This is a genomic window from Labrys sp. (in: a-proteobacteria) (genome assembly GCF_047605565.1).
Taxonomy (GTDB): domain Bacteria; phylum Pseudomonadota; class Alphaproteobacteria; order Rhizobiales; family Labraceae; genus Labrys; species Labrys neptuniae.
Genome location: NZ_JASGFM010000002.1, coordinates 33009 through 54744, shown reverse-complemented (window position 1 = coordinate 54744; position 21736 = coordinate 33009). Strand labels below are relative to the sequence as shown.

The 21736-nt window shown below is 66.1% G+C and carries 17 protein-coding genes; 7 read left to right on the top strand and 10 right to left on the bottom strand.

The annotated features are described in order from the left end of the window. Positions 1–217: 217 nt before the first annotated feature. Entirely contained in the window at positions 218–799 is a 582-nt protein-coding gene (locus QM672_RS02340; protein ID WP_415080510.1) for a TetR/AcrR family transcriptional regulator, read from the top strand. Between the two features lie 19 nt (positions 800–818). On the opposite strand, the gene QM672_RS02335 is transcribed toward QM672_RS02340, so the two are convergent. Then, complete coding sequence (locus QM672_RS02335; protein WP_415080509.1) at positions 819–1757, bottom strand: LysR family transcriptional regulator; 939 nt, start codon at positions 1755–1757, stop codon at positions 819–821. A gap of 92 nt (positions 1758–1849) precedes the next feature. On the opposite strand from QM672_RS02335, the gene QM672_RS02330 reads away from it, so the two are divergent. After that, positions 1850–2725: an aldo/keto reductase family oxidoreductase gene (locus tag QM672_RS02330; RefSeq protein WP_415080508.1), complete on the top strand. Its 876-nt coding sequence runs from the start codon at positions 1850–1852 to the stop codon at positions 2723–2725. Positions 2726–2935: 210 nt separating this feature from the next. On the opposite strand, the gene QM672_RS02325 is transcribed toward QM672_RS02330, so the two are convergent. The 3 genes from QM672_RS02325 to QM672_RS02315 all read right to left on the bottom strand — a co-directional run bounded on the left by QM672_RS02325 (position 2936) and on the right by QM672_RS02315 (position 6633). Next, a complete protein-coding gene (locus tag QM672_RS02325; RefSeq protein ID WP_415080507.1) occupies positions 2936–4603 on the bottom strand; it encodes an OFA family MFS transporter in 1668 nt (555 codons plus the stop codon). 103 nt (positions 4604–4706) lie between these two features. Next, positions 4707–5516 (bottom strand): SDR family NAD(P)-dependent oxidoreductase, encoded by an 810-nt coding sequence (locus QM672_RS02320; protein WP_394311670.1) that lies wholly within the window; start codon positions 5514–5516, stop codon positions 4707–4709. Positions 5517–5709: 193 nt separating this feature from the next. Then, a complete protein-coding gene (locus QM672_RS02315; protein ID WP_311944655.1) occupies positions 5710–6633 on the bottom strand; it encodes a LysR family transcriptional regulator in 924 nt (307 codons plus the stop codon). Between the two features lie 187 nt (positions 6634–6820). Here QM672_RS02315 and QM672_RS02310 point away from each other — a divergent pair, with 187 nt between their 5' ends. The 3 genes from QM672_RS02310 to QM672_RS02300 all read left to right on the top strand — a co-directional run bounded on the left by QM672_RS02310 (position 6821) and on the right by QM672_RS02300 (position 9586). Next, positions 6821–7861, top strand: coding sequence for an aldo/keto reductase (locus QM672_RS02310; RefSeq protein WP_415080506.1), 1041 nt, complete (start codon positions 6821–6823; stop codon positions 7859–7861). Positions 7862–7952: 91 nt separating this feature from the next. Beyond that, positions 7953–8672, top strand: coding sequence for a histidine phosphatase family protein (locus tag QM672_RS02305; RefSeq protein WP_415080505.1), 720 nt, complete (start codon positions 7953–7955; stop codon positions 8670–8672). A 41-nt stretch (positions 8673–8713) separates the two neighbouring features. Beyond that, positions 8714–9586, top strand: a complete 873-nt coding sequence (locus QM672_RS02300) for an NAD(P)-dependent oxidoreductase (protein ID WP_415080504.1) — start codon at positions 8714–8716, stop codon at positions 9584–9586. 115 nt (positions 9587–9701) lie between these two features. Here QM672_RS02300 and QM672_RS02295 read toward each other — a convergent pair whose 3' ends face one another. The 4 genes from QM672_RS02295 to QM672_RS02280 form a co-directional block, all read right to left on the bottom strand. Next, entirely contained in the window at positions 9702–10430 is a 729-nt protein-coding gene (locus QM672_RS02295; protein WP_394311665.1) for a FecR domain-containing protein, read from the bottom strand. A 289-nt stretch (positions 10431–10719) separates the two neighbouring features. Next, on the bottom strand, positions 10720–12231 hold the full coding sequence (locus QM672_RS02290; protein ID WP_415080503.1) for a multicopper oxidase family protein: 1512 nt from the start codon (positions 12229–12231) through the stop codon (positions 10720–10722). Positions 12232–12246: 15 nt separating this feature from the next. Next, positions 12247–14586 (bottom strand): heavy metal translocating P-type ATPase, encoded by a 2340-nt coding sequence (locus tag QM672_RS02285; RefSeq protein ID WP_415080502.1) that lies wholly within the window; start codon positions 14584–14586, stop codon positions 12247–12249. A 140-nt stretch (positions 14587–14726) separates the two neighbouring features. Continuing rightward, complete coding sequence (locus QM672_RS02280) at positions 14727–15938, bottom strand: alpha-hydroxy acid oxidase (protein WP_415080501.1); 1212 nt, start codon at positions 15936–15938, stop codon at positions 14727–14729. Between the two features lie 244 nt (positions 15939–16182). Between QM672_RS02280 and QM672_RS02275 the strand changes: the two genes are divergently transcribed. After that, the gene (locus QM672_RS02275) at positions 16183–17421 is read left to right on the top strand and encodes an MFS transporter (protein ID WP_415080500.1); all 1239 of its coding nucleotides are present in this window, start codon (positions 16183–16185) and stop codon (positions 17419–17421) included. Positions 17422–17522: 101 nt separating this feature from the next. Here QM672_RS02275 and QM672_RS02270 read toward each other — a convergent pair whose 3' ends face one another. Further along, a complete protein-coding gene (locus QM672_RS02270; protein ID WP_311944643.1) occupies positions 17523–18410 on the bottom strand; it encodes a LysR family transcriptional regulator in 888 nt (295 codons plus the stop codon). Between the two features lie 224 nt (positions 18411–18634). On the opposite strand from QM672_RS02270, the gene QM672_RS02265 reads away from it, so the two are divergent. Further along, positions 18635–20134, top strand: coding sequence for a CoA-acylating methylmalonate-semialdehyde dehydrogenase (locus QM672_RS02265; RefSeq protein WP_311944641.1), 1500 nt, complete (start codon positions 18635–18637; stop codon positions 20132–20134). Positions 20135–20223: 89 nt separating this feature from the next. Here the strand turns inward: QM672_RS02265 and QM672_RS02260 are convergent, their stop codons facing one another. Then, positions 20224–21648 carry an aldehyde dehydrogenase family protein gene (locus QM672_RS02260; RefSeq protein WP_415080499.1) on the bottom strand — a complete coding sequence of 475 codons (1425 nt, stop codon included), beginning with the start codon at positions 21646–21648 and terminating at the stop codon, positions 20224–20226. Positions 21649–21736: the final 88 nt, after the last annotated feature.

Below are 21736 nucleotides of genomic sequence, written 5' to 3'. Positions count from 1 at the left end.
TCATGCGAATGTCGTTCGAGGAAGCCGCTTCGACGGGAAGGCCTGAGATCCTGCAATTGTAGCATCGTCCTCACCCGCTCCGCGGCGTCCAGAGGCCATGGTCCCCTCCCGGGACACCCGGTCGGGAACGATCATTTCACTTGTCGAGCGTTCCCATATCAACTAAAAACAAAACCGTCCAGACGGTTTTTATTGAACGGAGACCCTTTCAGGAATTATGCCCCAGTCTGCTCCCCCACCCCAGACCCTGCGCGCGCGAAAGTTGCAGCGGCGCAGCATGGAAACCATCGGGCAAATCCTGACCGCCACCATCGCGGTGATCGAACGCATCGGCGTTCACAACCTCACCATCGATCTGGTGGCGGCAGAGGCCGGCGTCAGCAAGGGCGGCGTGCTGCATCATTTCCCGACCAAGACCGCCTTGATCGTCGCCGCCATGCGCCAGGACATGGAAACGCTGATGATGGAAATCGACGAGACCGCTGATGCGACCGTGAATTTCGCCTCGGCCCTGGCTCAGCTCGCCCGTCGCGTCGCCCTGGAGGAAGGCGGTGTGTCGCCGGCGTTCTTGGTGACTGCTGCCGAAATCCCGGAAGCGGCCGGCGTGCTGGCCACCATGTTCAGCACATTGGTCGAGCGAGCGGGCAAGGATGACAAGGCCGGCAGCATCGACTCGACCCTGGTGCTGTTCGCCTCCTATGGCATTCTCATCAGCATGGGCATGAAGTCCTTCCAGCCGAGCGCCGAGGAACTGGCCGCCCTGCTCGATAAACTGGACGCCTTTGCCGCGAGGGCCTGATGCCGTTGCTCAACTCCCCTCACCGGAGAGGCCTGTCCTCGGCGCCCGCCAGGGAGCGTGGCCCGGACGTCTTGATGAAATCGATGAATGCCCGCAGCGGTGCGGGAACGAGACGTCGCCCGGGATAATATAGAAAAGGGCCGGAGAAGCGTTGCCACCAGGGTTCAAGGACAGGTTCGAGAGCCCCGCTCTGAAAATACGGGCGCAGCCAATCCTCGAACAGAAAAATGATACCCGTGCCGGCAATTGCCGCCTCAACCGCCAGATCCGTCGCCGTACCGACGCTCACCAGGAGCGGCCCGGTGGCGTCGACGGTCACGATCTCGCCGTCGCGCTCGAACTCCCAGGCCGGCATTGCCCCGGATGAGAAACGGCCATGCAGGCAGGCATGGTGAAGCAGATCGCGCGGGTGCTCTGGCCGCCCCCGCCGATCGAGATAGGCGGGCGCCGCTCCAGCAGCAAAGCGCTGCATGCGCGGCCCGATGGGCACGGCTATCATGTCCTGTTCCAGCCGCTCGTCGTAGCGGATGCCGGCATCGCAGCCCGCCGCCAGCACATCGACGAAGCTGTCCTCGGCAATCACCTCCAGCCGGATATCGGGAAAGGCGGCAAGGAAACCGGGCACGATCGCCGGCAGCACCAGCCGGGCGGCGCTGACGGGCACATTGAGCCTGAGGGTCCCCGCCGGTCTGTCGCGAAAACCGTTGACGACATCCAGCGCCGCCTCCATCTCGCTCATGACCGGGCCAAGCCGCTCAAACAGGCGCTCGCCCGCCTCGGTGGCGGCGACGCTGCGCGTCGTACGGTTCAGCAGCCTGACGCCGAGCCTCGTCTCCAGCCGGCTCACCGCCTCGCTCAGGCCCGACGGGCTGGCTCCGCTCGCACGAGCGCCGTCACGGAAGCCCCCAGCCCGGGCGACGGCCATGAAAGCATGGAGATCGTTGAGATCGACTTTCACTGTTCGTAACTCCGAACAACCTGTCCGGATTATGGCCGATTGTCGCGCCAATTGACAGGCCCTAGCTACACCGGACGAACAGGAGATCGACCATGACCTCAACCAACCAGTCCGCCAATTTCAACCTCGGCGACCGTGCCGTGAAGCGCCTCGGCTATGGCGCCATGCAGCTTGCCGGTCCCGGCGTGTTCGGTCCACCCAAGGATCAGGACGCGGCCCTGGCTGTGCTACGCGAAGCCGTCGCATCCGGCGTGAACCATATCGATACCAGCGACTTCTACGGCCCGCACATCACCAACCGGCTGATCCGCGAGGCCTTGCACCCCTACGCCGACGATCTCGTCATCGTCACCAAGGTGGGCGCCCGGCGTGGCGAGGACGCGTCATGGCTTCCCGCCTTTTCGCAGGAGGCCCTCACCCAGGCGGTGCACGACAATCTGCGCAATCTCGGGCTTGATGTCCTCGACGTCGTCAATCTTCGCGTCATGTTCGACGTTCACGGGCCGGCCGAGGGTTCGATCGAAGCGCCGCTGACCGTTCTCGCCGAGCTTCGGGAGCAGGGCCTCATCCGGCATGTCGGATTGAGCAACGTCACCGCGACGCAGATCGCCGAAGGACGCCGCATCTGCCCGATCGTCTGCGTGCAGAACCACTATAATCTCGCCCACCGGGCCGATGACGCCCTGATCGACGATCTCGCCCGCCAGGGTACCGCCTATGTGCCCTATTTCCCGCTCGGCGGATTTACGCCGCTGCAATCCTCGACCCTGTCGGAGGTTGCCCGGCGCCTCGGTGCCTCGCCCATGCAGGTCGCGCTCGCCTGGCTCTATCGCCGCGGGCCCAACATTCTGCTGATTCCAGGCACGTCTTCCGTCGCGCATCTGCACGCCAACCTCGCAGCGGCAGAGCTCGACCTGCCGGCAGACGAGGTCGCCGCTCTCGATCGCGTTGTGGCAAGCCGTTCCTAAGGAGGGCAAGCAATCAACCGGAAGACCGGTTCCCCGTCTCGTCATAGCCGGGCCTTGATCCGGCTACCCAGAAGCCGCACGGACGAACCGTCGGGGAGCTGGATTGCCGGGTCAAGCCCGGCAATGACAAAGGTCGAGCCCCTCGAAACGCTTAAGTGAACTGCATTGGGTTCTCCGTCCCGTTCTTTCTCGATACGGGGGGATTTCGCTCTAGTGGAACAGCTTCAACGCATTGGAGAAGGTGATCCATACGCCCCAGAGAATGGGAATGCCGACGGCCAGCCAGGCCAGGGCAGCCGGCCCGTTCAACCCGCCCCGCCCGATGCCCGAGGATCTCTCTTCCTGCGTCCCGCCGCGCTTTTGCAGGGCCGCGACCTCGGCATCGCTCATGAACCAGCGGGACGCCACCGGCTTGATCATGAGATTGATGACGAAGCCGACGGCGAGCATGCCGGCGAGGATGTACATGGTGCGGTCATAGACCTGGGCCCGGGGCACGCCAGCGGCGATCTGGGCGTCACGGATGTAGTTGATCACCACCGGCCCGACGATCCCCGCCGTCGACCACGCCGTCAGCAGCCGGCCATGAATGGCACCGACGAACTGGGTGCCGAACATGTCCGCGAGATAGGCCGGAACCGTGGCAAAGCCGCCGCCATACATCGAGACGATCACGCAGAAAAAGGCGACGAACACCGCCAGCAGCCCGGCATGGGCAGCCCAGGGTGCCGAGGCATAGAGCACGATGCCGAGGCCGAAGAAGGTGGCATAGGTAAGCTTGCGGCCGAGCTTGTCGGACAGCGAGGCCCAGAAGAAACGCCCGAAGATGTTGAACAGAGAGAGCAGGCCGACGAAGCTCGCGGCGATGGTGGCGACCAATTTGGCCTGCCCCGCATCGAGCGCTCCGAAGGCGATCTCCGGCTTGCCGATCAGCGAGCCGGCAAAGATCTCCTGCAGCATCGGCGAGGCCATGCCGAGCACGCCGATGCCGGCCGAGACGTTGAGGCAGAGCGCCGCCCAGATCAGCCAGAATTGCGGGGTCTTGTGGGCATTGGACAGATGCACATGGCCCGAGGTGATCATCGCCTTGGTGCTCTCGGGCGGCGTCCACCCTTCCGGGCGCCAGCCGGCCGGCGGCACGCGATAGCCGAAGGCGCCCGCCATCATGAAGACGAAATAGATCACGGCCAATGTCACGAAGGTCTGCCAGACCCCGACGCTGTCCGCGCTCTTAAAATGATTCATCAGGATATCGGCCAGGGGGGAGCCGATCATCGCACCGCCGCCGAAGCCCATGATCGCCATGCCGGTGGCCATGCCGCGCCGGTCCGGGAACCATTTGACCAGCGTGGAGACGGGAGAGATGTAGCCGAGGCCCAGGCCGATGCCGCCGATCACGCCCGAGCCCAGCCAGATCAGCCAGAGCTGGTGGATATAGACGCCGACCGCCGAGATGAGCAGTCCGCCGCACCAGCACAGGGCGGCCACGACACCGGCCTTGCGCGGCCCGGCGCGCTCCAGCCAGCCGCCCCAGATGGCGGCGGCCGAGCCGAGCAGCACGAAGAAGAGCGTATAGGTCAAGGTGAGGTCGGAGACACGCCAGTCGCAACTCGTGGTGAACAGGGCCCGCCCCAGACCGACGAGAGCACCCCAGAAACCGGGATCGACCGCACAGGCCACCGGCTTGCTGATGCCGAGTGCCTGTCCTAGAGGCAGCCAGAAGACGCTGAAGCCGTAGGCCATGCCGATGCACAAATGGATGGCCAGTGCCGCAGGGGGTACGAGCCAGCGATTGAACCCCGGCCGCGCCACGATGCGTTCACGATCCAACAAACCAGGCGCCAGATCCCCAGCCTCGGCAGAAGCGCTACTATTCATTGGTGTTTCCTCAATATTTTCTTCTTAATTTCGCGGATAAAGCGCCGCCTTCGCGCGCAAACTTCCACGAAACTGAGGATCACGCAACGTCTGAGCCTCGGCTTTACTGAGCCAGATAGCCTCCATCCACCGGAAGCGTATGGCCGGTCACCATGGCGGCGCCCGGACCGGCGAGGAAGAGGATCGCCGGGGAGACCTCATGCGGCTCGGCGATGCGGCGCAGCGGCGTCATCGCCTCGATGCGCTGCATCAGTTCGGGCTGGGCCAGTAGTGGCGCGATGAAGGGCGTACGAACATAGGTGGGAGCAACCGCATTCACACGGATGCGATGCGGCGCCCATTCCACCGCCAGGGCGCGGGTGAGATTGACGATGGCGCCCTTGGTGGTCTGGTAGGAGATGTTCGGATAGACGCCGCCGCCCGACAGGGCCATGATCGAGGCGGTGTTGATGATCGCCCCACCCTGCCCGACCGCGATCATATGGCGGGCCGCGGTGCGCGCGCACAGGAAGACGCCGGTCATGTTGACGGCCACCACCTTGTCCCACGCTTCCAGGCTGAGATCCACGGCCGCATCGCGGATGGCGAGGCCGGCATTGTTGACGAGGATGTCGATATGGCCGTGGCGGGCGGCGATCTCAGTGAAACGCGCCGTCACCTCGGCCTCATCGGTCACGTCCATGACGAGCGCTTCGGCGCGGTGTGCGCCCCTGACGCTTGCCAGCACGTCCTCGCCCACCGGCGCCCGATCGAGAATGACCACCTCGGCCCCGGCCGCGGCCAGGGCCTGCGCCGCCGCCAGCCCGATGCCGCTGCCACCGCCGGTCACGGCCGCGACCTTGCCTTCCAGCCCGTAAAAATCGGTCAGGCTGACCGCGCCGCCCTGTTCCGCCGGATGTCCCTGTTCGCCCATGGTCGTTTCCCCTAAGCAGGATTTCTCAATGTTCTCCGCGGACGGGCAATAATGAGAAATCCTGCAAGTATTTGAAATCTTGCAGGTTCCTCTTGTTCGAGCCTGCTCGTTCTTGGATTGCCGCGTTCCCCAAAGCGGCGATGCAACGCCGACTCAAAAGTCCGACCATTCATCTGTGGCACCAAACCCGATGCTACGGAAGGCCGGAAACACCGGATTGACGCAGATGCTCGGCGCAGGCTTCTACGAAGGCGCGCAGCTTGGGCTGGCTCCGGCTGGTGCGGGGAAAATAGACGAAAAGGCTGTCGCCGGCCGGCGAAAATTCCTCCAGCACCGTTTCCAGCAGCCCCTGGGCGAGCTCACCGGCCGTTTGCAGGGTCGAGCCATAGAGCAGCCCCATGCCTTGTACGGCCAGGGTCCGCAGCAGCCAGGGATCATTGGCAACGATGGCGCCGGGCGGCTCGATACTGAGCGCCTGGCCGTCCCGCTCGAACTCCCAGCGATAGATATCGCCGACATCCGGCCGCCGGTAACGCAGGCATTGGTGCCGGGCGATGTCTTCGGGCGCTTGCGGCCGGCCATGCCGGGCGAGATAGGCCGGGGAGGCCATCACCATCCAGCGAAAGGGCGGCGTCACCCGCACGGCGATCATGTCCTTGTCGATGAACTCGCCAACACGAATGCCGGCATCGAAGCCACCCTCGACCAGCTCGGCATGGGTGGAATCCACTGTCACGTCGACATGCACCTCCGGCCAACGCTGCTGAAACAGCGGCAGCACCGGTTCGAGGACATGCACCAGCGCCATGCGATGCACCAGCAGGCGCAGCGTGCCCGAGGGCTTGGCCCGCGACTGCACGAGATCGTCCAGCGCGCCCAGGATGGTCTCGGCCGCAGGCCCGAGCTGGGCCAGGAGGCGCTCGCCTTCCTCGGTCAGGGCAAGGCTGCGCGTGGTGCGGTGCAGGAGCGGCAGGCCGAGCCGGCGCTCCAGCCCCTGCAGCGCCTGGCTCACCGCCCCGGCAGTAACGCCGAGTTCGATGGCTGCCGCGCGGAAACTACCCCGGCGCACGATGGCGAGGAATTCGGACAAGCCGTCGAAGGGGTCGCTACGTGCCATCTCTGCGTCGCTGGAAGGGAATACGGTTCGACTGTATAGCACAGCTATACAGCGTGTGGAGCCGGCGCCGGCTTATGGCCTCGCCGGTAGGGGTCTATCTTCGAAGCGTGGCCGGGAGCCGGGCTCCCGCCCCTTGCCTGCCGCCAGAGCGGCAGCTTCCATCCCCTTGATTCATGGATTTCATCTCATGCGCTACAAGACACTTGGCAGCAGCGGCCTCTTCGTATCCGAGCTTTGCCTGGGCACCATGACCTTCGGTGGCGGCAACGAGTTCTGGAACACGATCGGCACGCTCGACCAGAGCCTGGCCGACGGCATCGTCGCCCGCGCCCTCGATGCCGGCATCAATTTCATCGACACCGCCGATGTCTATTCGGGTGGCCTGTCGGAGGAGATCACCGGCCGCGCCATCGTCAATTCCGGCCGCAAGCGCTCCGATATCGTGCTCGCCACCAAGGCGCTCGGCACGGTCGGCCCGGGGCCAAACGACAGGGGCGCCTCGCGCGGCCACATCATGGATGCGGTCAAGGCCAGCCTGAAACGCCTCGGCACCGACTATATCGATCTCTACCAGATCCATGGCCTCGACCGCTTCACGCCGATCGAGGAGACCATGCGCGCCCTCGACGATCTCGTAAGGCAGGGGCACATACGCTATGTCGGCCTCTCCAACTGGTCTGCCTGGACGATCATGAAGGCCCTCGGCCTCGCCGACCGGCATGGCTGGACGCGGCCTTCCACCCTGCAAGCCTACTACACCGTCGCCGGGCGTGACCTCGAACGCGAGATCGTGCCGCTGCTGGAGGCTGAAAAGCTCGGCCTGATGGTGTGGAGCCCGCTCGCCGGCGGCCTGCTCTCGGGCAAGATCGATCGCGACGGCAAAGGCCCGGACGGCGCGCGCCGGACCAATTTCGACTTTCCGCCCGTCGACAAGGACCGAGCCTTCGCCTGCATCGATGTGATGCGCGAGATCGCGCAGGCCCACAACGTGTCCGTTGCCCGCATCGCGCTGGCCTTCGTGCTGCATCGGCCTTTCGTGATGTCCGTGATCATCGGCGCCAAGTCCATCGAGCAGCTCGACGACAACCTGGCCGCCACCGATGTGGTGCTGAGCGCCGACGAACTCGCCCGTCTCGATGCCGTCAGTGCCCTGCCCCGCGAATATCCCGGCTGGATGATCGAGCGCCAGGCGGCGATGCGGCTGCCCGAGCCCCAGGGCCGCGCCTGATGCGATCAGCCCGAAGGGGATGGCAATCGCCCTTCCCTTCGGACGGGATGAACCGCGAGGATTCGTTGCCGCGACCGCTGGAGACCGACGCTTGACCGCCACCAGGATCGCCCATTTCATCACCCATGCGGACGTCGAGATCGACCCGGCCATTCCAGTGCCGCAATGGCGGCTCTCGGCCAGGGGCCGGGCCCGGCACGAGGCCTTCAACCGGCATGGTTTCGTCACGCGCATTACCGCCGTCCACTCCAGTGACGAACGCAAGGCGCGTGACGGCGGCGAGATCCTGGCCGGTCATCTCGGTCTGCCCGTACAGGTGGTGCCGGCCCTGCATGAGAATGACCGCTCGGCGACCGGATTCCTGCCGTCACCCGAATTCGAGGCCACCGCCGACGCCTTCTTCGCCAATCCGGAGCTCAGCATTCGCGGCTGGGAGCGCGCCATCGACGCCCAGAACCGCATCGCCGCCGCCGTCGACGCCATCCTGGCGGCCGATCGCAGCCATGGCGACATCGCCATCGTCGCCCATGGCGGGGTTGGCACGCTCCTGCTCTGCCGCCTCCTGTCCGCCCCGATCGACCGCCGCCACGACCAGGCGGCGGGCGGCGGGCGGCGGCAACTATTTCAGCTTCGAGGTGGCGACACGACGGCTGCTGCAGGGTTGGAAGCGGATCGAGTCCTGAATCAGCTTCCCCCGGCACTGGGAAGGCAGCAACGCTCATCCATCCGCCACGCTGCCCCAGAGCACCGGGGTGGCCCCGTACTGCGAGCCCGCACAATCGTTCAAGATTGGCGCGGGACCGCTGGATAGGATCCTTTCCCCGAAGATTTCAGGACGAGAAACGCGTCATCATGCCTGTCGGCTTCATCGGTCTCGGCGTCATGGGGGAACCCATGGCGCTCAATCTCGTAAAGGCGGGAACGCCGCTGGTGGTCTGGAACCGCTCCCCGGACAAATACGCCAGCTTGCAAGCTGCCGGTGCCGCGGTGGCCGTCAGCCCCGGCGAGGTCTTCGCCACGGCGCACATCGTGATCCTGATGCTGGCGAACACGGCCGCGATCGATGCGGTGCTCGGCCGCGGCTCGATGGATTTCGAAAACCGGGTCGCCGACCATATCATCGTGCAGATGGGCACGATCTCGCCGGAAGATTCGCGCCGGCTCGACCAGGACATCCGCGCCGCCGGCGGCCACTATGTCGAAGCTGCGGTTTCCGGCTCCCGCAAGCCGGCCGAAGCCGGACAGCTCGTGGCCATGCTGGCAGGTGATGCGGGCGCGCTTGCCGAGATCCGTCCCCTGATCGCTGCGATGTGCCATCAGGCTTTCGACTGCGGAAGCGTTCCCGGCGCCTTGACGATGAAACTCGCCGTCAACCTGTTCCTGATCACCATGGTGACTGGCCTTGCCGAGGCCGCCCATTTTGCCGGGCAGCATGGTCTCGACATGCAGCAATTCCGGGCCATTCTCGATGCCGGCCCGATGGCGAGCCCGGTCTCCCGCATCAAACTGCAAAAACTGGTCGAGGGTGATTTTGCGGTCCAGGCCTCGATCGCCGATGTGTTGAAGAACAACCGCCTGGTTGCCGACGCAGCCCGCCGCGCTGGGCTTGCCTCACCCCTGCTCGACATCTGCCATACCCTCTATGGCGAGACACAGGATCTCGGCCTCGGTACGTCCGACATGGCAGCGGTCATCCGGGCCATCGAGGCTCGGACCGCGCACTGAACAAGGCGGAAAGCCCCATCGCCGCGCTACCATGATCGATGCCGGTCGCCCAGCAGATCGTCTCCAACACGCGACCACTCGCGCCGGTCTGTTCCGCTTCAGTGAAGCGGCGGAACTATTTCGGCGCGGGGTGACTGCCGCCCGATGTGTGATCCGACGGCTTACCGGCACCGCCCGGCGACGGCATGTCCCCACCACCCGAAGGCGAGATGTCACCACCACCAAAAGTGTGGCGCGACCCGACCACGGCGGCCCAGGCTTCGCCGATGCGCAGGCGGCTCCAGGCCGCGGGCCTGGCCGGCGGGACCTGCATGCTGGTAAGCTCGGTGCCGAAACCAGGGGTGAGCCGCACCGTTCCCCCTCTGGTAGCGACGTCGACGATGCCATCCTCGACATAGACGCCGAACTTGCCCCAGCTCGGCCCGGCGAAGAACCGGGTGCCGCGAGCGGCGATCAGGCCAAACGGCGTCGTAACGCCGAGTTCCCCCGACGGGCGATCATGCGGGCGGTCGAACAGAATGGCGCCGCGCTCGAGCACCAGCTTGCCGCCCCGGTCGATCAGGAACTTATCGATGCGCACCCTCGTGCGGGCGCCCAGCAGCAAGCGGGTGGCCTCGCCAAGCTGCGCCGACAACCGCGCGCTCTCGCCGGTCGCCAGGAGATCGTTGAGATAGACGGGATCGCCGACCGCGAGCAGACGGGTGCGGCCACGGGCCTGCGCGGTGCTTTCGCCGCTGGCGCCCAGGATCGAGCCCGCCTCCACGGCTGCCCGAGCCAGGACTCTCTCCGGCCGTATTCCGGCAAGCAACAGGCCAGCCAGGAGTGAACGGCGGTGGATCGGCATGATGAGGCTTTCCAGACGAGGGGGTGGTGGATCAGGGGAAAACCGGACCCGACACCGCCAAGCCGGCGGCCTCCTCCCTGCCGGGACAGTCCGTTTCAACGAACGTCCCCAGACGATGATACCGCTCTATTCTTGATGTGTACGCTTCTTCCGGTACCGGCCGCAAAGTAAGTTCCTCGAGTTCCTTACCCGCGGCCAGTCATTCATCCTAGCTGAAACCCTTTCGTCTACAAGCCCCCCGAACTCATGCAGAAGACTTAGGCTTTTGCAGCCAAGGCGGGCGATAGGATCAGGCCCGCACCTCGACAACGCCCATCATTCCCAGCTGCTCATGTTCCAGGATATGGCAATGATACATGCGCAGGCCCGGCTGTTCCTGCCGCACCAGCAGGCGCACGGTTTCGCCGCGCGCCACATTGATCGTATCCTTCCAGGCGCGATAGGGCGCCTTGCTCACCCGGCCGTCCCGCTCGGTCTCCACCGGCTGGAACTGCGTACCGTGAAGATGGAAGGGGTGATCCATGTCCGCCAGATTGGCGATCTCCCACAATTCGGTCTGCCCCGCCTTGGCGACGACATCGACCCGGTTCATGTCGAAGGAGGCGCCGTTGATAAGAAAGCCCATCTTCATGCCCCCCTCCCCCATCGACATGGTTTCGGTGAATTCGAGGCGGCGCGTAGCGACGGGCGGGCCGAGATCGGCGATGCTGCGCAGCCTGGCGGGCAGAGGCGGGACCGGCCCGGCCCGTTCCTGCGTAACTTCGATGGTCATCAGATCGGCAGCGGTGTCGGGACGTCCCGGCCCCATCCAGCCATGATCGACATCCTCCGTCCGCAGCACTACTTGCCCCGGCTCGTCGAAGGCGACGACGACCTCTGCCCGTTCGGCGGGCGCGAGATCGATGACCCGAAGCCCGGGCACCGGCGCTTCGAGAAGGCCGCCGTCACTGCCGATCAGGGTGACCGGCGCCGTGCCGAAGGTCAGGCGCAGGAAGCGCCCATTGCTGGCGTTGAACAGGCGAAAGCGGCGCCGGCTGCCGGCAGGCAGTGTCAAGACGGGCTTCTTCTGGCCGTTGACCAGGACATGGTCGCCCACCCGCCCGTTCATCAGGTCCGCCATGGTGTTGGCGGGGATCGAGCCATCGGCTGCCAGCCTCAGATCGGTAAAGAACAGCGGCGTATCGCCATAGGCGGCCGGGATGGGATCCTGGCGCGGCTTGACGATAAAGGCCCCGGCGAGACCGAGATAGACCTGCTCGGCCGTGCGGCCATGGGGATGGGGATGGTACCAGTAGCTGCCGGCGCTGCCTTCCGGCAGCTCGAAGGCGTAGAGCCGATCGGCGCCTGAGGCCACCGGGTCCATGGGATTGCCGTCCTGCTCCGCCGGCACCGGCATGCCGTGCCAGTGGATGGTGGTCTCTTCGCCCGGAATATGGTTGGCGAAGCGGATGGCGACCTTGTCGCCCTCGGTCACTTCGATCAGGAGGCCGGGCGTCTCGCCGTCATAGGCGAGGACGGGCGTCTCGATCCCTTCGGCAAAGCGGGCGATGGCGGGCTTGGCCGTGAGATCGGCCTCGAAACGCCCAGGCCCGCTGGCCCGATTGGCGAGACGGGGCAGGTCGCGCAGTGGGGCGCCTTCAGGCAACACAGGCAAGGCCGCGGGAACCGCCGTCTTGCCATCCCCTGGCGACATGCCCGGCATATCCATGCCATGCTTGGAATGATCCTGCATTTGCGCCGCGGCAGGGCTTGAAATCACCAGGGCGGCGACGCCGGAGAGCAGAAATTCACGTCTGTTCATACCGATAATCCTTGCTCAAAGCTGGCGCGTGCGCAGGCGCAACGCATTGGCAATGACGCTGACGGAGGAGAGCGCCATGGCGGCCGCGGCGATGATGGGCGACAGCAGGATGCCGAAGACGGGGTAGAGCACCCCGGCCGCGACGGGCACACCGGCGGCGTTGTAGACGAAGGCGAGGAAGAGGTTCTGGCGGATATTGGCCATGGTGGCCTGCGATAACCGCCTTGCCCGCACGATGCCTAGGAGATCGCCCTTGACCAGGGTGACCCCGGCGCTCTCGATCGCCACATCCGTGCCCGCGCCCATGGCGATGCCGACATCGGCCGCCGCCAGGGCCGGCGCATCGTTGACGCCGTCGCCGGCCATGGCCACCACCTTGCCCTCGCGCTTGAAGGCCTCGACCAGCGCGCTCTTGCGTTCGGGCAGGACCTCGGCCTCGACGGCATCGATGCCGAGCCGGCGGGCGATGGCCTCGGCGGTAACGCGGTTGTCCCCTGTGACCATCACGACATGGATGCCCTCTTCACGCAAAGCCGCCAGGGCGGCCGGCGTGGTTTCCTTGACCGGATCGGCAATGGCGAGCAGGCCGGCCAGGCGACCGTCGACAGCGGCGAAGATCACCGTCGCCCCGTCCTGGCGCAGCCGGTCGGCTTCCGCAGCCAGGGCGACCGCGACGCCCTCCTGCGCCATGAAGGCCGCATTGCCGAGGAGAACCAGCCGCCCCTCGACGGTCCCCCGCGCACCCTTGCCCGTGGGGGAGTCGAAATCCACAACCGCAGACAAGGCGAGGCCCTTCGCCTCCGCCGCCGCGACCACGGCCCGGGCCAGCGGATGTTCGGAAGCCCGCTCCACGCTGGCCGCCAGCCGCAGCAAGTCGTCCTCGCCAAAGCCTTCGGCGGGCCAGATGGCGGTGAGGGTCGGGTGCCCTTCGGTGAGCGTGCCGGTCTTGTCGACCGCCAGGGTGTCGACCTTCTCCAGCCGCTCCAGCGCTTCGGCATTGCGGACCAGCACGCCGAGGCCCGCGCCCTTGCCGACGCCGACCATGATCGACATCGGCGTCGCCAGGCCGAGAGCACAGGGGCAAGCGATGATCAGCACGGTGACCGCGGCGACAAGGCCATAGGCCAAGCGAGGCTCCGGCCCGAAGATCGCCCAGGCGATGAAGGCCACCGCCGCGATCAGGATGACCAGGGGCACGAACCAGCCGGCTACCTGGTCGGCCAGGCGCTGGATCGGTGCCCGCGAGCGCTGCGCCTGCGAGACCATCTGGACGATCTGGGCCAGCATGGTGTCGCCCTCGACCTTGTCGGCGCGGATCACCAAAGCGCCGGTCTGGTTGAGCGTACCGCCGATGACGCTGTCGCCGACGGCCTTGGCCACCGGCATGGATTCGCCGGTCACCAGCGCCTCGTCGAGTGAGGAGCGCCCCTCCAGCACGCTGCCGTCCACCGGCACCTTCTCGCCGGGACGGATGCGCAGGCTGTCGCCGACCGCCACCTTGTCGAGCGTGATCTCCTCCTCCGAACCATCTTCCCCTATGCGTGTCGCCGTCTTCGGAGCCAAGTTGAGCAAGGCCCTGATCGCCCCCGACGTATGTTCGCGGGCCCTGAGTTCGAGCACCTGGCCGAGCAGCACCAACACGGTGATCACCGCGGCCGCCTCGAAATAGACGGCCACGCTGCCGTCATCACCACGGAAGGCGTCGGGGAACAGGCCGGGTGCGAGCACCGCCACCAGGCTGTAGACCCAGGCGATGCCGGTGCCCATGGCGATCAGGGTGAACATGTTGAGGCTGCGGCGCAGCACGGACTGCCAGCCGCGGACGAAGAAAGGCCAGCCGCCCCACAGCACCACGATGCTGGCCAGGACGAGCTGGATCCAGGCTGATCGGGCCGGCGGCACCAGATGATGCAGCGCCGGGACGAGATGAGCCCCCATCTCCAGGATGAAGACCGGTAGGGTCAGCACCAGGCTGACCCAGAAACGGCGCGTCATCTCGGCGAGCTCGGGATTGGGGCCGGCTTCGGCCGTGACCTGCAGCGGCTCGAGCGCCATGCCGCAGATCGGGCAGGACCCCGGTCCTTCCTGCCGGATCTCGGGATGCATCGGGCAGGTGTAGATCGTGCCCTCAGGCGCGGACACCGCGGGCTTGCGCCCGCCGAGATACCGTCCCGGCTCCGCCTCGAATTTCGACTTGCAGCCGGCCGAGCAGAAATAATAGGGGTGCCCTTCATGCTGAATGGAATGCTTGGCGGTCGCCGGATCGACATCCATGCCGCAGACCGGGTCCTTCACGCCGGAATGTGCCCCGGCATGATCGTGGTGGTGGCCGTGATGATGGTGATGGTCGTTCATCAGCCCGTCCCATGCCTCTCAATCGATTCGCGCTGGTCTCCCAGCCTTCCGGGACAGGGCGTAAGGCTTGACATCATGGGAAGGTCAAGAGAGTTTTCGGAAAGCTGACGATTTGTTGCGGCTTCGGTGATGCGCCGCGATCAGCCTACCGCCCGCACATGCACCGGTTGCAATTCGTCGAGGCCGCTCACGCCCAGCATGGCCATGTTGCGGGCGATTTCCGCCTGCAGGAGGCCGAAAGCGTGACGGATTCCGCTTTCCCCGGCCACGGCGGCGGCAAACAGGAAAGGACGCCCGACGAAGACGAAGTCGGCCCCGAGCGCCAGCGCCTTGAGGACATCCGTGCCCCGGCGGAAGCCGCCATCGATCAGCACCGCCATCTCGCCAGCCTCCGAAACGGCCTCGCGCAGGACCGTCATCGGAGCGACCGCCGTATCGAGCTGGCGCCCGCCATGATTGGAGATCCAGACGCCGTCGACGCCTCTCGCGCGCGCAGTCGCGACGTCCTCGGGCGCGAGAATGCCCTTCACTACCAGCTTGCCGCGCCATGACCGCCGGATGAAATCGAGATGGCTCCAGTCGAGCCCGTCACGGGCGCCGATATCCCGCACCGCATTGCGGGACAGCAGGGTCGGGCCGCGAAAGGCATCCATGTTCTCGAAGCGCGGCATGCCGCCGGCCAGGGTGCGGGCAAAGGTCCCCAGCGACCAGGACGGATGGGTGATGCCGTCCCAGAACAATCGCAGGCTCGGTTTCAAGGGCGTCGAGAAACCGGTACGGGCATTGTTCTCGCGATTGGCCGCCACCGGCACGTCGGCGGTGAGCACCAGCGTCTCAAAGCCTGCGGCCGCCACGCGTGCCACCATGCGGCTGATGCGTTCGGGTTCGCCCGGCAGATAGGTCTGGAACCAGCGCGCCCCACCCTCCTCGGCCAGCCTCTCCAAGGGGATCAGCGAAGTGGCACTGGCCACCATCAGGGCATCCTCGGCTGCGGCGGCCCTGGCGAGCGCCAGGTCTCCTTCGAAAGTGGCGAGGCCCGACAGCCCCATGGGGGCGATGCCGACCGGCAGGGCATAGGCTTGGCCGAACAGGGAATGGCGCGTCGAACGCGCCCTGGTATCGACGAGCACGCGCGGCACCAGCCCGAGGGCGGCCAGCGCCCGGCTGTTGCCGGCATGCGCGGCATTCGTCTCGGCAGCACCGGCATAATAGCCATAGATCTGGCGCGGCAGATGACGGCGGGCCGCCGGCTCGAAATCCGCAAGCGCCAGGAAGCGCCGCAGCGGCCGCGGTACGTTCGCCTCGATGCGGCGGGCGGTGACAACCGTCCGGGAATTGGAATTGTCCGGCACTCTTCCTGCTCTTCTCCAGCCCACCCGGTTTGCGCGTCGTTGCCCCTTATCCCTTGGCGCAAGCAGGACCGCTTCGTCAATCAAGGCCGCAGGACATATCGCCCGATGCGTCAAGTATACCGTACAGTGAGTGTACAGGCCGGCCATTCGGGTGAATCGTCCCCGCCATCTATCGAATTCCCCAAGAAGCGGGATGAAGCGGCGGCGTCAGGAATGCGATCGCCTCTCTCCCGAGGAGATGGAAATGGCGCTGTCCGATCCGATCAAAGCCAGGCCCGCATTCAATCGCCAGACCCTGCTCATTCTGTCCGCCGCCGTCATCCTGAGCGCGGCCATGGGCATCCGGCAGACCTTCGGCCTTTTCGTCGAGCCCTTCTCGCTTGACCGGGGACTTCCCGTCACCCTGATCGCTTTCGCCATCGCCATCCACAATCTGGTCTGGGGAGCAGCACAACCTTTTGCGGGGGCTGCGGCCGATCGCTATGGCGCAGCGCCCGTGGTGGCATTCGGAGCCGCTGCCTTCGCTCTCGGCCTCGGCATTGCCGCCATGGCGCCGTCGGGGATCATGCTCGTCCTCGGTCTCGGCGTGCTGGTCGGCATCGGCATCAGCTGCACGGCCTTCGGCGTCGTGCTGACCGCGGTCGGCCGCGAGACCGCGCCCGAAAAACGCAGCATGGCCATGGGCATTGCCAGCGCCGGCGGCTCGTTCGGACAGGTCGCGATGGTTCCCCTGGCCCAGATCGTCTCGGAATATTCGGGCCTGTCCACCGCCCTCATCGTCTTGGCGCTGGTCATGCTGGCCGCGGCGCCTTTCGGCCTGTTTCTGGATGGCCAACCAAGGCTGGCCGCGGCCGAGAAGGAAGAGGCGGCCCTGCCGCTGAAAGCCGCGCTGGAACAGGCTCTCGGCCATCGCGGCTATTGCCTTCTCACTCTCGGCTTCTTCACCTGCGGCTTCCAGCTCGCCTTCATCGCCACCCATCTGCCGGGCTATCTTTCGCTCTGCCACATGCCGTCGGGCACCGGGGCCAAGGCCCTCGCCTTGATCGGCCTGTTCAACATGGCGGGAAGCTGGGCCTGCGGCTGGCTCGGCGGGCGCTACCGGCAGCAGCATGTGCTCGGCTGGCTCTATCTGATCCGGGGCGTCGCCATCGCCGCCTTCTTCCTGGCGCCGAAATCGGACAGCTCCGTCACCCTGTTTGCGGCCGTGATGGGCCTGACCTGGCTCGGCACGGTTCCCCTCACCAGCGGTCTCGTCGCCAAGGTCTTCGGCGTGCGCCATCTCGGCACCCTGTTCGGCATCTGCTTTCTCAGCCACCAGATCGGCTCGTTTCTCGGCGCCTGGCTGGGTGGCCTGACTTTCGATCTCACCGGCTCCTACACACTGGTGTGGTGGGCGACCGCCCTTGCCAGCCTGATGGCGGCAGCGCTGCATTTCCCGATCAACGACACGCCGCAAGTCGTGGCGACTCCAGTGCGAGCGTGAAAGCTTCCCTGGGACCACCGGCATCCTGCCGGCCTCTTCCGATCCAGCGAGCGTGGGGCAATCAAGAGCCGGCAAGATGCCGGTGGTCCCAGGAAATCTTCTCAATCCCGGGCGAAATGGGCCCGTTCGGCTCGGACCCGCAGGGTGATGTGGTCGGCGACAGCGGCGACGCGGCGGGTGTTGTGGGTATCCGGATGGGAGACCAGCCAATAGCTGCGGGTGAAGCGCCTGCCCGGTAGCAGGCGCATCAGCTCGGGATATTGCCGGGCCGCATAGTCGTGCAGGATGCCGATACCGTGGCCGGCCCTGACAGCTTCCATCTGGGCGACCACGCTGCCGCACTCGAAGCGCCGGCGCATCAGCCGGCCCAGCGTCTCGGCATAATCCAGCGCCCGGCTGTAGACGAGGTCGTCGACATGGGTGACGAAGAGATGGCCGGCAAGGTCCTCCTCGCTGGCGATGGGGGGCGCCGCTTCGAGATAGCCCCGGGAGGCATAGACGCTGAGCGTATAGTCGGTCAGCTTCTTGACCATCAGCCGCCCCTGCACGGGGCGGTCCAGCGTCACCACGATGTCGGCCTCGCGCCGTGACAGCGAGAAGGTGCGCGGCAGCGGCACCAGCTGCACCACCAGTTCCGGGTGTCGGGCCGCCAGGGCGCCCAGTTCGTGCGACAGGAAGTAGTTGCCGAGCCCGTCCGGCGCGCCGACACGCACCGTGCCGCTGATCTCCGCCGTGGTGCCGGATACCAGGGCGCCGACGCGCAGGAATTCGGATTCGGCCTTCTCCGCCGCGACGAGCAGGGCCTCGCCGGCCGCCGTCAGCGTGCAGCCCTGGGTCTGGCGTTCGACGAGCCTGGCGCCGAAGGTCTCCTCCAGCGCCGTGAGCTGGCGGCCGACGGTGGCATGGTTGAGCCCGAGCTGGCGCGCCGCGCCGAGCAATTGCCCGCTGCGCGCCACCGCCAGAAAGATGCGGATGTGGTCCCAGTTCATGGCGAACTCCGGGTGCACGGGCATCTTGCCCGTTCTGCCTGACCGACATCCGCCACGTTTCCAAGAACGGGCAAGATGCCCGTGCACCCGGGGAAGATCGTCTATTGATGACTTTAATTTTTGCACATCGGAAGTGCAATCCCTCTCATTGCTGTGCGAACGGATCAACTGCATAGATCTCGCCGAACGCCGCCCACCGGCAGGCGAAGGACAGGAGGAAGAGGATGACGCGCGAGATCTCCCATTTCATCGGCGGCAAGCTGGTTGCCGGCCGCAGCGGCCGCAAGGCGGCGGTCTACAATCCCGCCACCGGCGAAGCCGCGGCCGAGGTCGCCCTCGCCTCCGTCGCCGAAGTGCGCGAGGCCTCTGCCGCCGCCAAGGCCGCCGCCCCCGGCTGGGCCGCCACCACGCCGCTGCGCCGCGCCCGTATCCTCAACAAGTTCCTGCACATCCTGGAGGAGCGTACCGACGAACTCGCCGCCGTAATCACGGCCGAGCATGGCAAGGTGCTGTCGGATGCCAAGGGCGAGATCCAGCGCGGCATGGAAGTGGTGGAATTCGCCACCTCGGCGCCCCAGCTCCTCAAGGGCGAGGTGACGGAGAATGTCGGCACCCGCGTCGATAGCCATTCCCTGCGCCAGCCACTCGGCGTGGTCGCCGGCATCACGCCATTCAACTTCCCGGCCATGGTGCCGATGTGGATGTTCCCGGTGGCGCTGGCCTGCGGCAACTGCTTCATCCTCAAGCCCTCCGAGCGCGATCCCTCCGCTTCGCTGCTGCTCGCGCAGTGGCTCAAGGAAGCCGGCCTGCCGGACGGCGTCTTCAACGTGGTCCATGGCGACAAGGAGGCCGTCGACGCCATCCTCACCGATCCCGATATTTCGGCCGTCAGCTTCGTCGGCTCCACGCCGATCGCCCGCTACATCTACGAGACCGCCTCGCACAACGGCAAGCGCTGCCAGGCGCTGGGCGGCGCCAAGAACCACATGATCGTGATGCCCGACGCCGACATCGACCAGGCCGTCGACGCCCTGATGGGCGCGGCCTATGGCTCGGCCGGCGAGCGCTGCATGGCGATCTCGGTTGCGGTGCCGATCGGCGAAGCCACGGCCGAGGCGCTGCTCGCCAAGCTGGAACCCCGGGTGCGCGCCCTCAAGATCGGACCCGGCACCGACCCGGAAGCCGAGATGGGACCGCTGGTGACCAAGCAGCATCTCGACAAGGTGCGCGGCTATATCGACACCGGCGTGGCCGAAGGCGCCAAGCTGGTGGTGGACGGGCGCGGCTTCAGCATGCAGGGCTACGAGAACGGCTATTATCTCGGCGGCACGATCTTCGACCATGTCACCACCGACATGACGATCTACAAGGAAGAGATCTTCGGCCCGGTGCTCGCGGTGGCGCGCGCGCCCGACTATGCCACTGCCGCCCGCATGATCAACGAGCATGAATTCGGCAACGGCACCGCGATCTTCACCCGCGACGGCGACGCCGCCCGCGAATTCGCCCACCAGATCCAGGTCGGTATGGTCGGCATCAACGTGCCGATCCCGGTGCCGATGGCGTTCCACTCCTTCGGCGGCTGGAAGGCCTCGCTGTTCGGCGACCACCACATGCACGGCCCCGAGGGCGTGCGGTTCTACACCAAGCTCAAGACCATCACGAGCCGCTGGCCCACCGGCATCCGCGCCGGGGCCGACTTCGTGATGCCGACGATGAAGTAATCGACGCATCGAACGAAGAACGCCGCCGGAGAGCGATCCCGGCGGCGTTTTGTTGCGCTACGGGCCGAAGCCCGCCTCTGACAATCCCATCAGGGGCGATGCACGGTCTTCACTTCGAGGAAATCCTCCAGGCCGAAGATGCCGCCCTCGCGGCCATTGCCGGACTGCTTGTAGCCGCCGAACGGGCTGCCATAGCGATGCGGCCCGCCATTGATGTGCACCATGCCGGCGCGCAGCCTGGCCGCGACCCGCTCGGCCCGCTTGTCGTCGCCGGTCTGCAGATAGGCGGCAAGACCGTAATTGGTGTCGTTGGCGAGCTCGATCGCCTGCTCCTCGGTGTCGAAGGGAATGATCGACAGCACCGGGCCGAAGATCTCCTCGCGGGCGATGCGCATGTTGGGATCGACATCGGCGAAGATGGTGGGCTTGGTGAAATAGCCCTTCTCATAGCCTTCCGGCTTGCCGGGACCGCCGATCAGCACGCGCGCGCCTTCGGCGACGCCGGCCTCGATCAAAGCCTGCACGCGGCCGAACTGGATATCGCTGACCAGCGGGCCGATATGCTCGCCTTCCTGCTTGGGATCGCCGACGGCCTGCGTCTTGCCGGTGCGCTCTGCGATGTCGACGACCTTGTCATAGACCGAACGCTGCACCAGCATGCGGGTCGGTGCATCGCAGGACTGGCCGGAATTGTTGAAGCATTCCAGCACGCTGCCGGCGACACGATCCTCCAAGTCGGCATCCTCGAAGATGATGTTGGGCGACTTGCCGCCGAGCTCCAGCGTGACGCGCTTGACGGTCTCGGCCGCATCCTTGCTGACGGCGATGCCGGCGCGGGTCGAGCCGGTGAAGGACATCATGTCGATGTCCTTGTGCTTGGAGAGGGCAGCGCCGACCGAGGGGCCATCGCCGTTCACCAGGTTGAACACGCCGGCGGGGAATCCGGCTTCCTCGACCATTTCGGCATAGAGCAGCGCGTTGAGGGGGGTGAACTCGCTCGGCTTGAGCACGCAGGTGCTGCCGGTGGCGAGCGCCGGCACCACCTTGAGCGCGATCTGGTTGATCGGCCAGTTCCAGGGGGTGATCAGGCCGCAGACACCGATCGGCTCGCGCAGCACCACATCGCCATTGGGCAGGGTATCGCGGGCCTTGAGATGACGCAGCGCATCGATGAAGCCCTGCAGATGGCCGACGCCGACATCGGCCTGCTGGGCCCGGCTCATCGAGATCGGCGCACCGAGTTCGAGCGTGATGGTCTGGGCCATCTCCTCATAGCGGCGCTTGTAGACGTCGAGCAGCTTTTCCAGCAGCGCCAGGCGCTCCTCGACGCTGGTGCGCGAATAGGTGGCGAAGGCCTTCTTGGCGGCGGCGACGGCCTTGTCGACATCGGCGGGCGTGCCCATCGAGATCACCGCGACCGGCTGCTCGGTGGCCGGATCCAGCACCTGCAGATCGTTGGGAACGACAGGATCCACCCACTTGCCGTCGATGAAGAACTTGCGCTTGTCGAGCATCGCTCACTCCCTGATTGCGGAGACGGTCTCCCGCCCCTCGTGAATATGTCGGACTTACACTGCCCCAGCGCACCGATCCACTGGAACA

What these genes read in the sequence shown, in the direction of transcription:
- QM672_RS02340 (WP_415080510.1), top strand. Translation starts at nt 218, where the DNA reads ATGCCCCAGTCTGCTCCCCCACCCCAGACCCTGCGCGCGCGAAAGTTG.
- QM672_RS02330 (WP_415080508.1), top strand. Translation starts at nt 1,850, where the DNA reads ATGACCTCAACCAACCAGTCCGCCAATTTCAACCTCGGCGACCGTGCC.
- QM672_RS02325 (WP_415080507.1), bottom strand. Translation starts at nt 4,603, where the DNA reads ATGAATAGTAGCGCTTCTGCCGAGGCTGGGGATCTGGCGCCTGGTTTG.
- QM672_RS02320 (WP_394311670.1), bottom strand. Translation starts at nt 5,516, where the DNA reads ATGGGCGAACAGGGACATCCGGCGGAACAGGGCGGCGCGGTCAGCCTG.
- QM672_RS02315 (WP_311944655.1), bottom strand. Translation starts at nt 6,633, where the DNA reads ATGGCACGTAGCGACCCCTTCGACGGCTTGTCCGAATTCCTCGCCATC.
- QM672_RS02310 (WP_415080506.1), top strand. Translation starts at nt 6,821, where the DNA reads ATGCGCTACAAGACACTTGGCAGCAGCGGCCTCTTCGTATCCGAGCTT.
- QM672_RS02300 (WP_415080504.1), top strand. Translation starts at nt 8,714, where the DNA reads ATGCCTGTCGGCTTCATCGGTCTCGGCGTCATGGGGGAACCCATGGCG.
- QM672_RS02295 (WP_394311665.1), bottom strand. Translation starts at nt 10,430, where the DNA reads ATGCCGATCCACCGCCGTTCACTCCTGGCTGGCCTGTTGCTTGCCGGA.
- QM672_RS02290 (WP_415080503.1), bottom strand. Translation starts at nt 12,231, where the DNA reads ATGAACAGACGTGAATTTCTGCTCTCCGGCGTCGCCGCCCTGGTGATT.
- QM672_RS02285 (WP_415080502.1), bottom strand. Translation starts at nt 14,586, where the DNA reads ATGAACGACCATCACCATCATCACGGCCACCACCACGATCATGCCGGG.
- QM672_RS02275 (WP_415080500.1), top strand. Translation starts at nt 16,183, where the DNA reads ATGGCGCTGTCCGATCCGATCAAAGCCAGGCCCGCATTCAATCGCCAG.
- QM672_RS02270 (WP_311944643.1), bottom strand. Translation starts at nt 18,410, where the DNA reads ATGAACTGGGACCACATCCGCATCTTTCTGGCGGTGGCGCGCAGCGGG.
- QM672_RS02265 (WP_311944641.1), top strand. Translation starts at nt 18,635, where the DNA reads ATGACGCGCGAGATCTCCCATTTCATCGGCGGCAAGCTGGTTGCCGGC.
- QM672_RS02260 (WP_415080499.1), bottom strand. Translation starts at nt 21,648, where the DNA reads ATGCTCGACAAGCGCAAGTTCTTCATCGACGGCAAGTGGGTGGATCCT.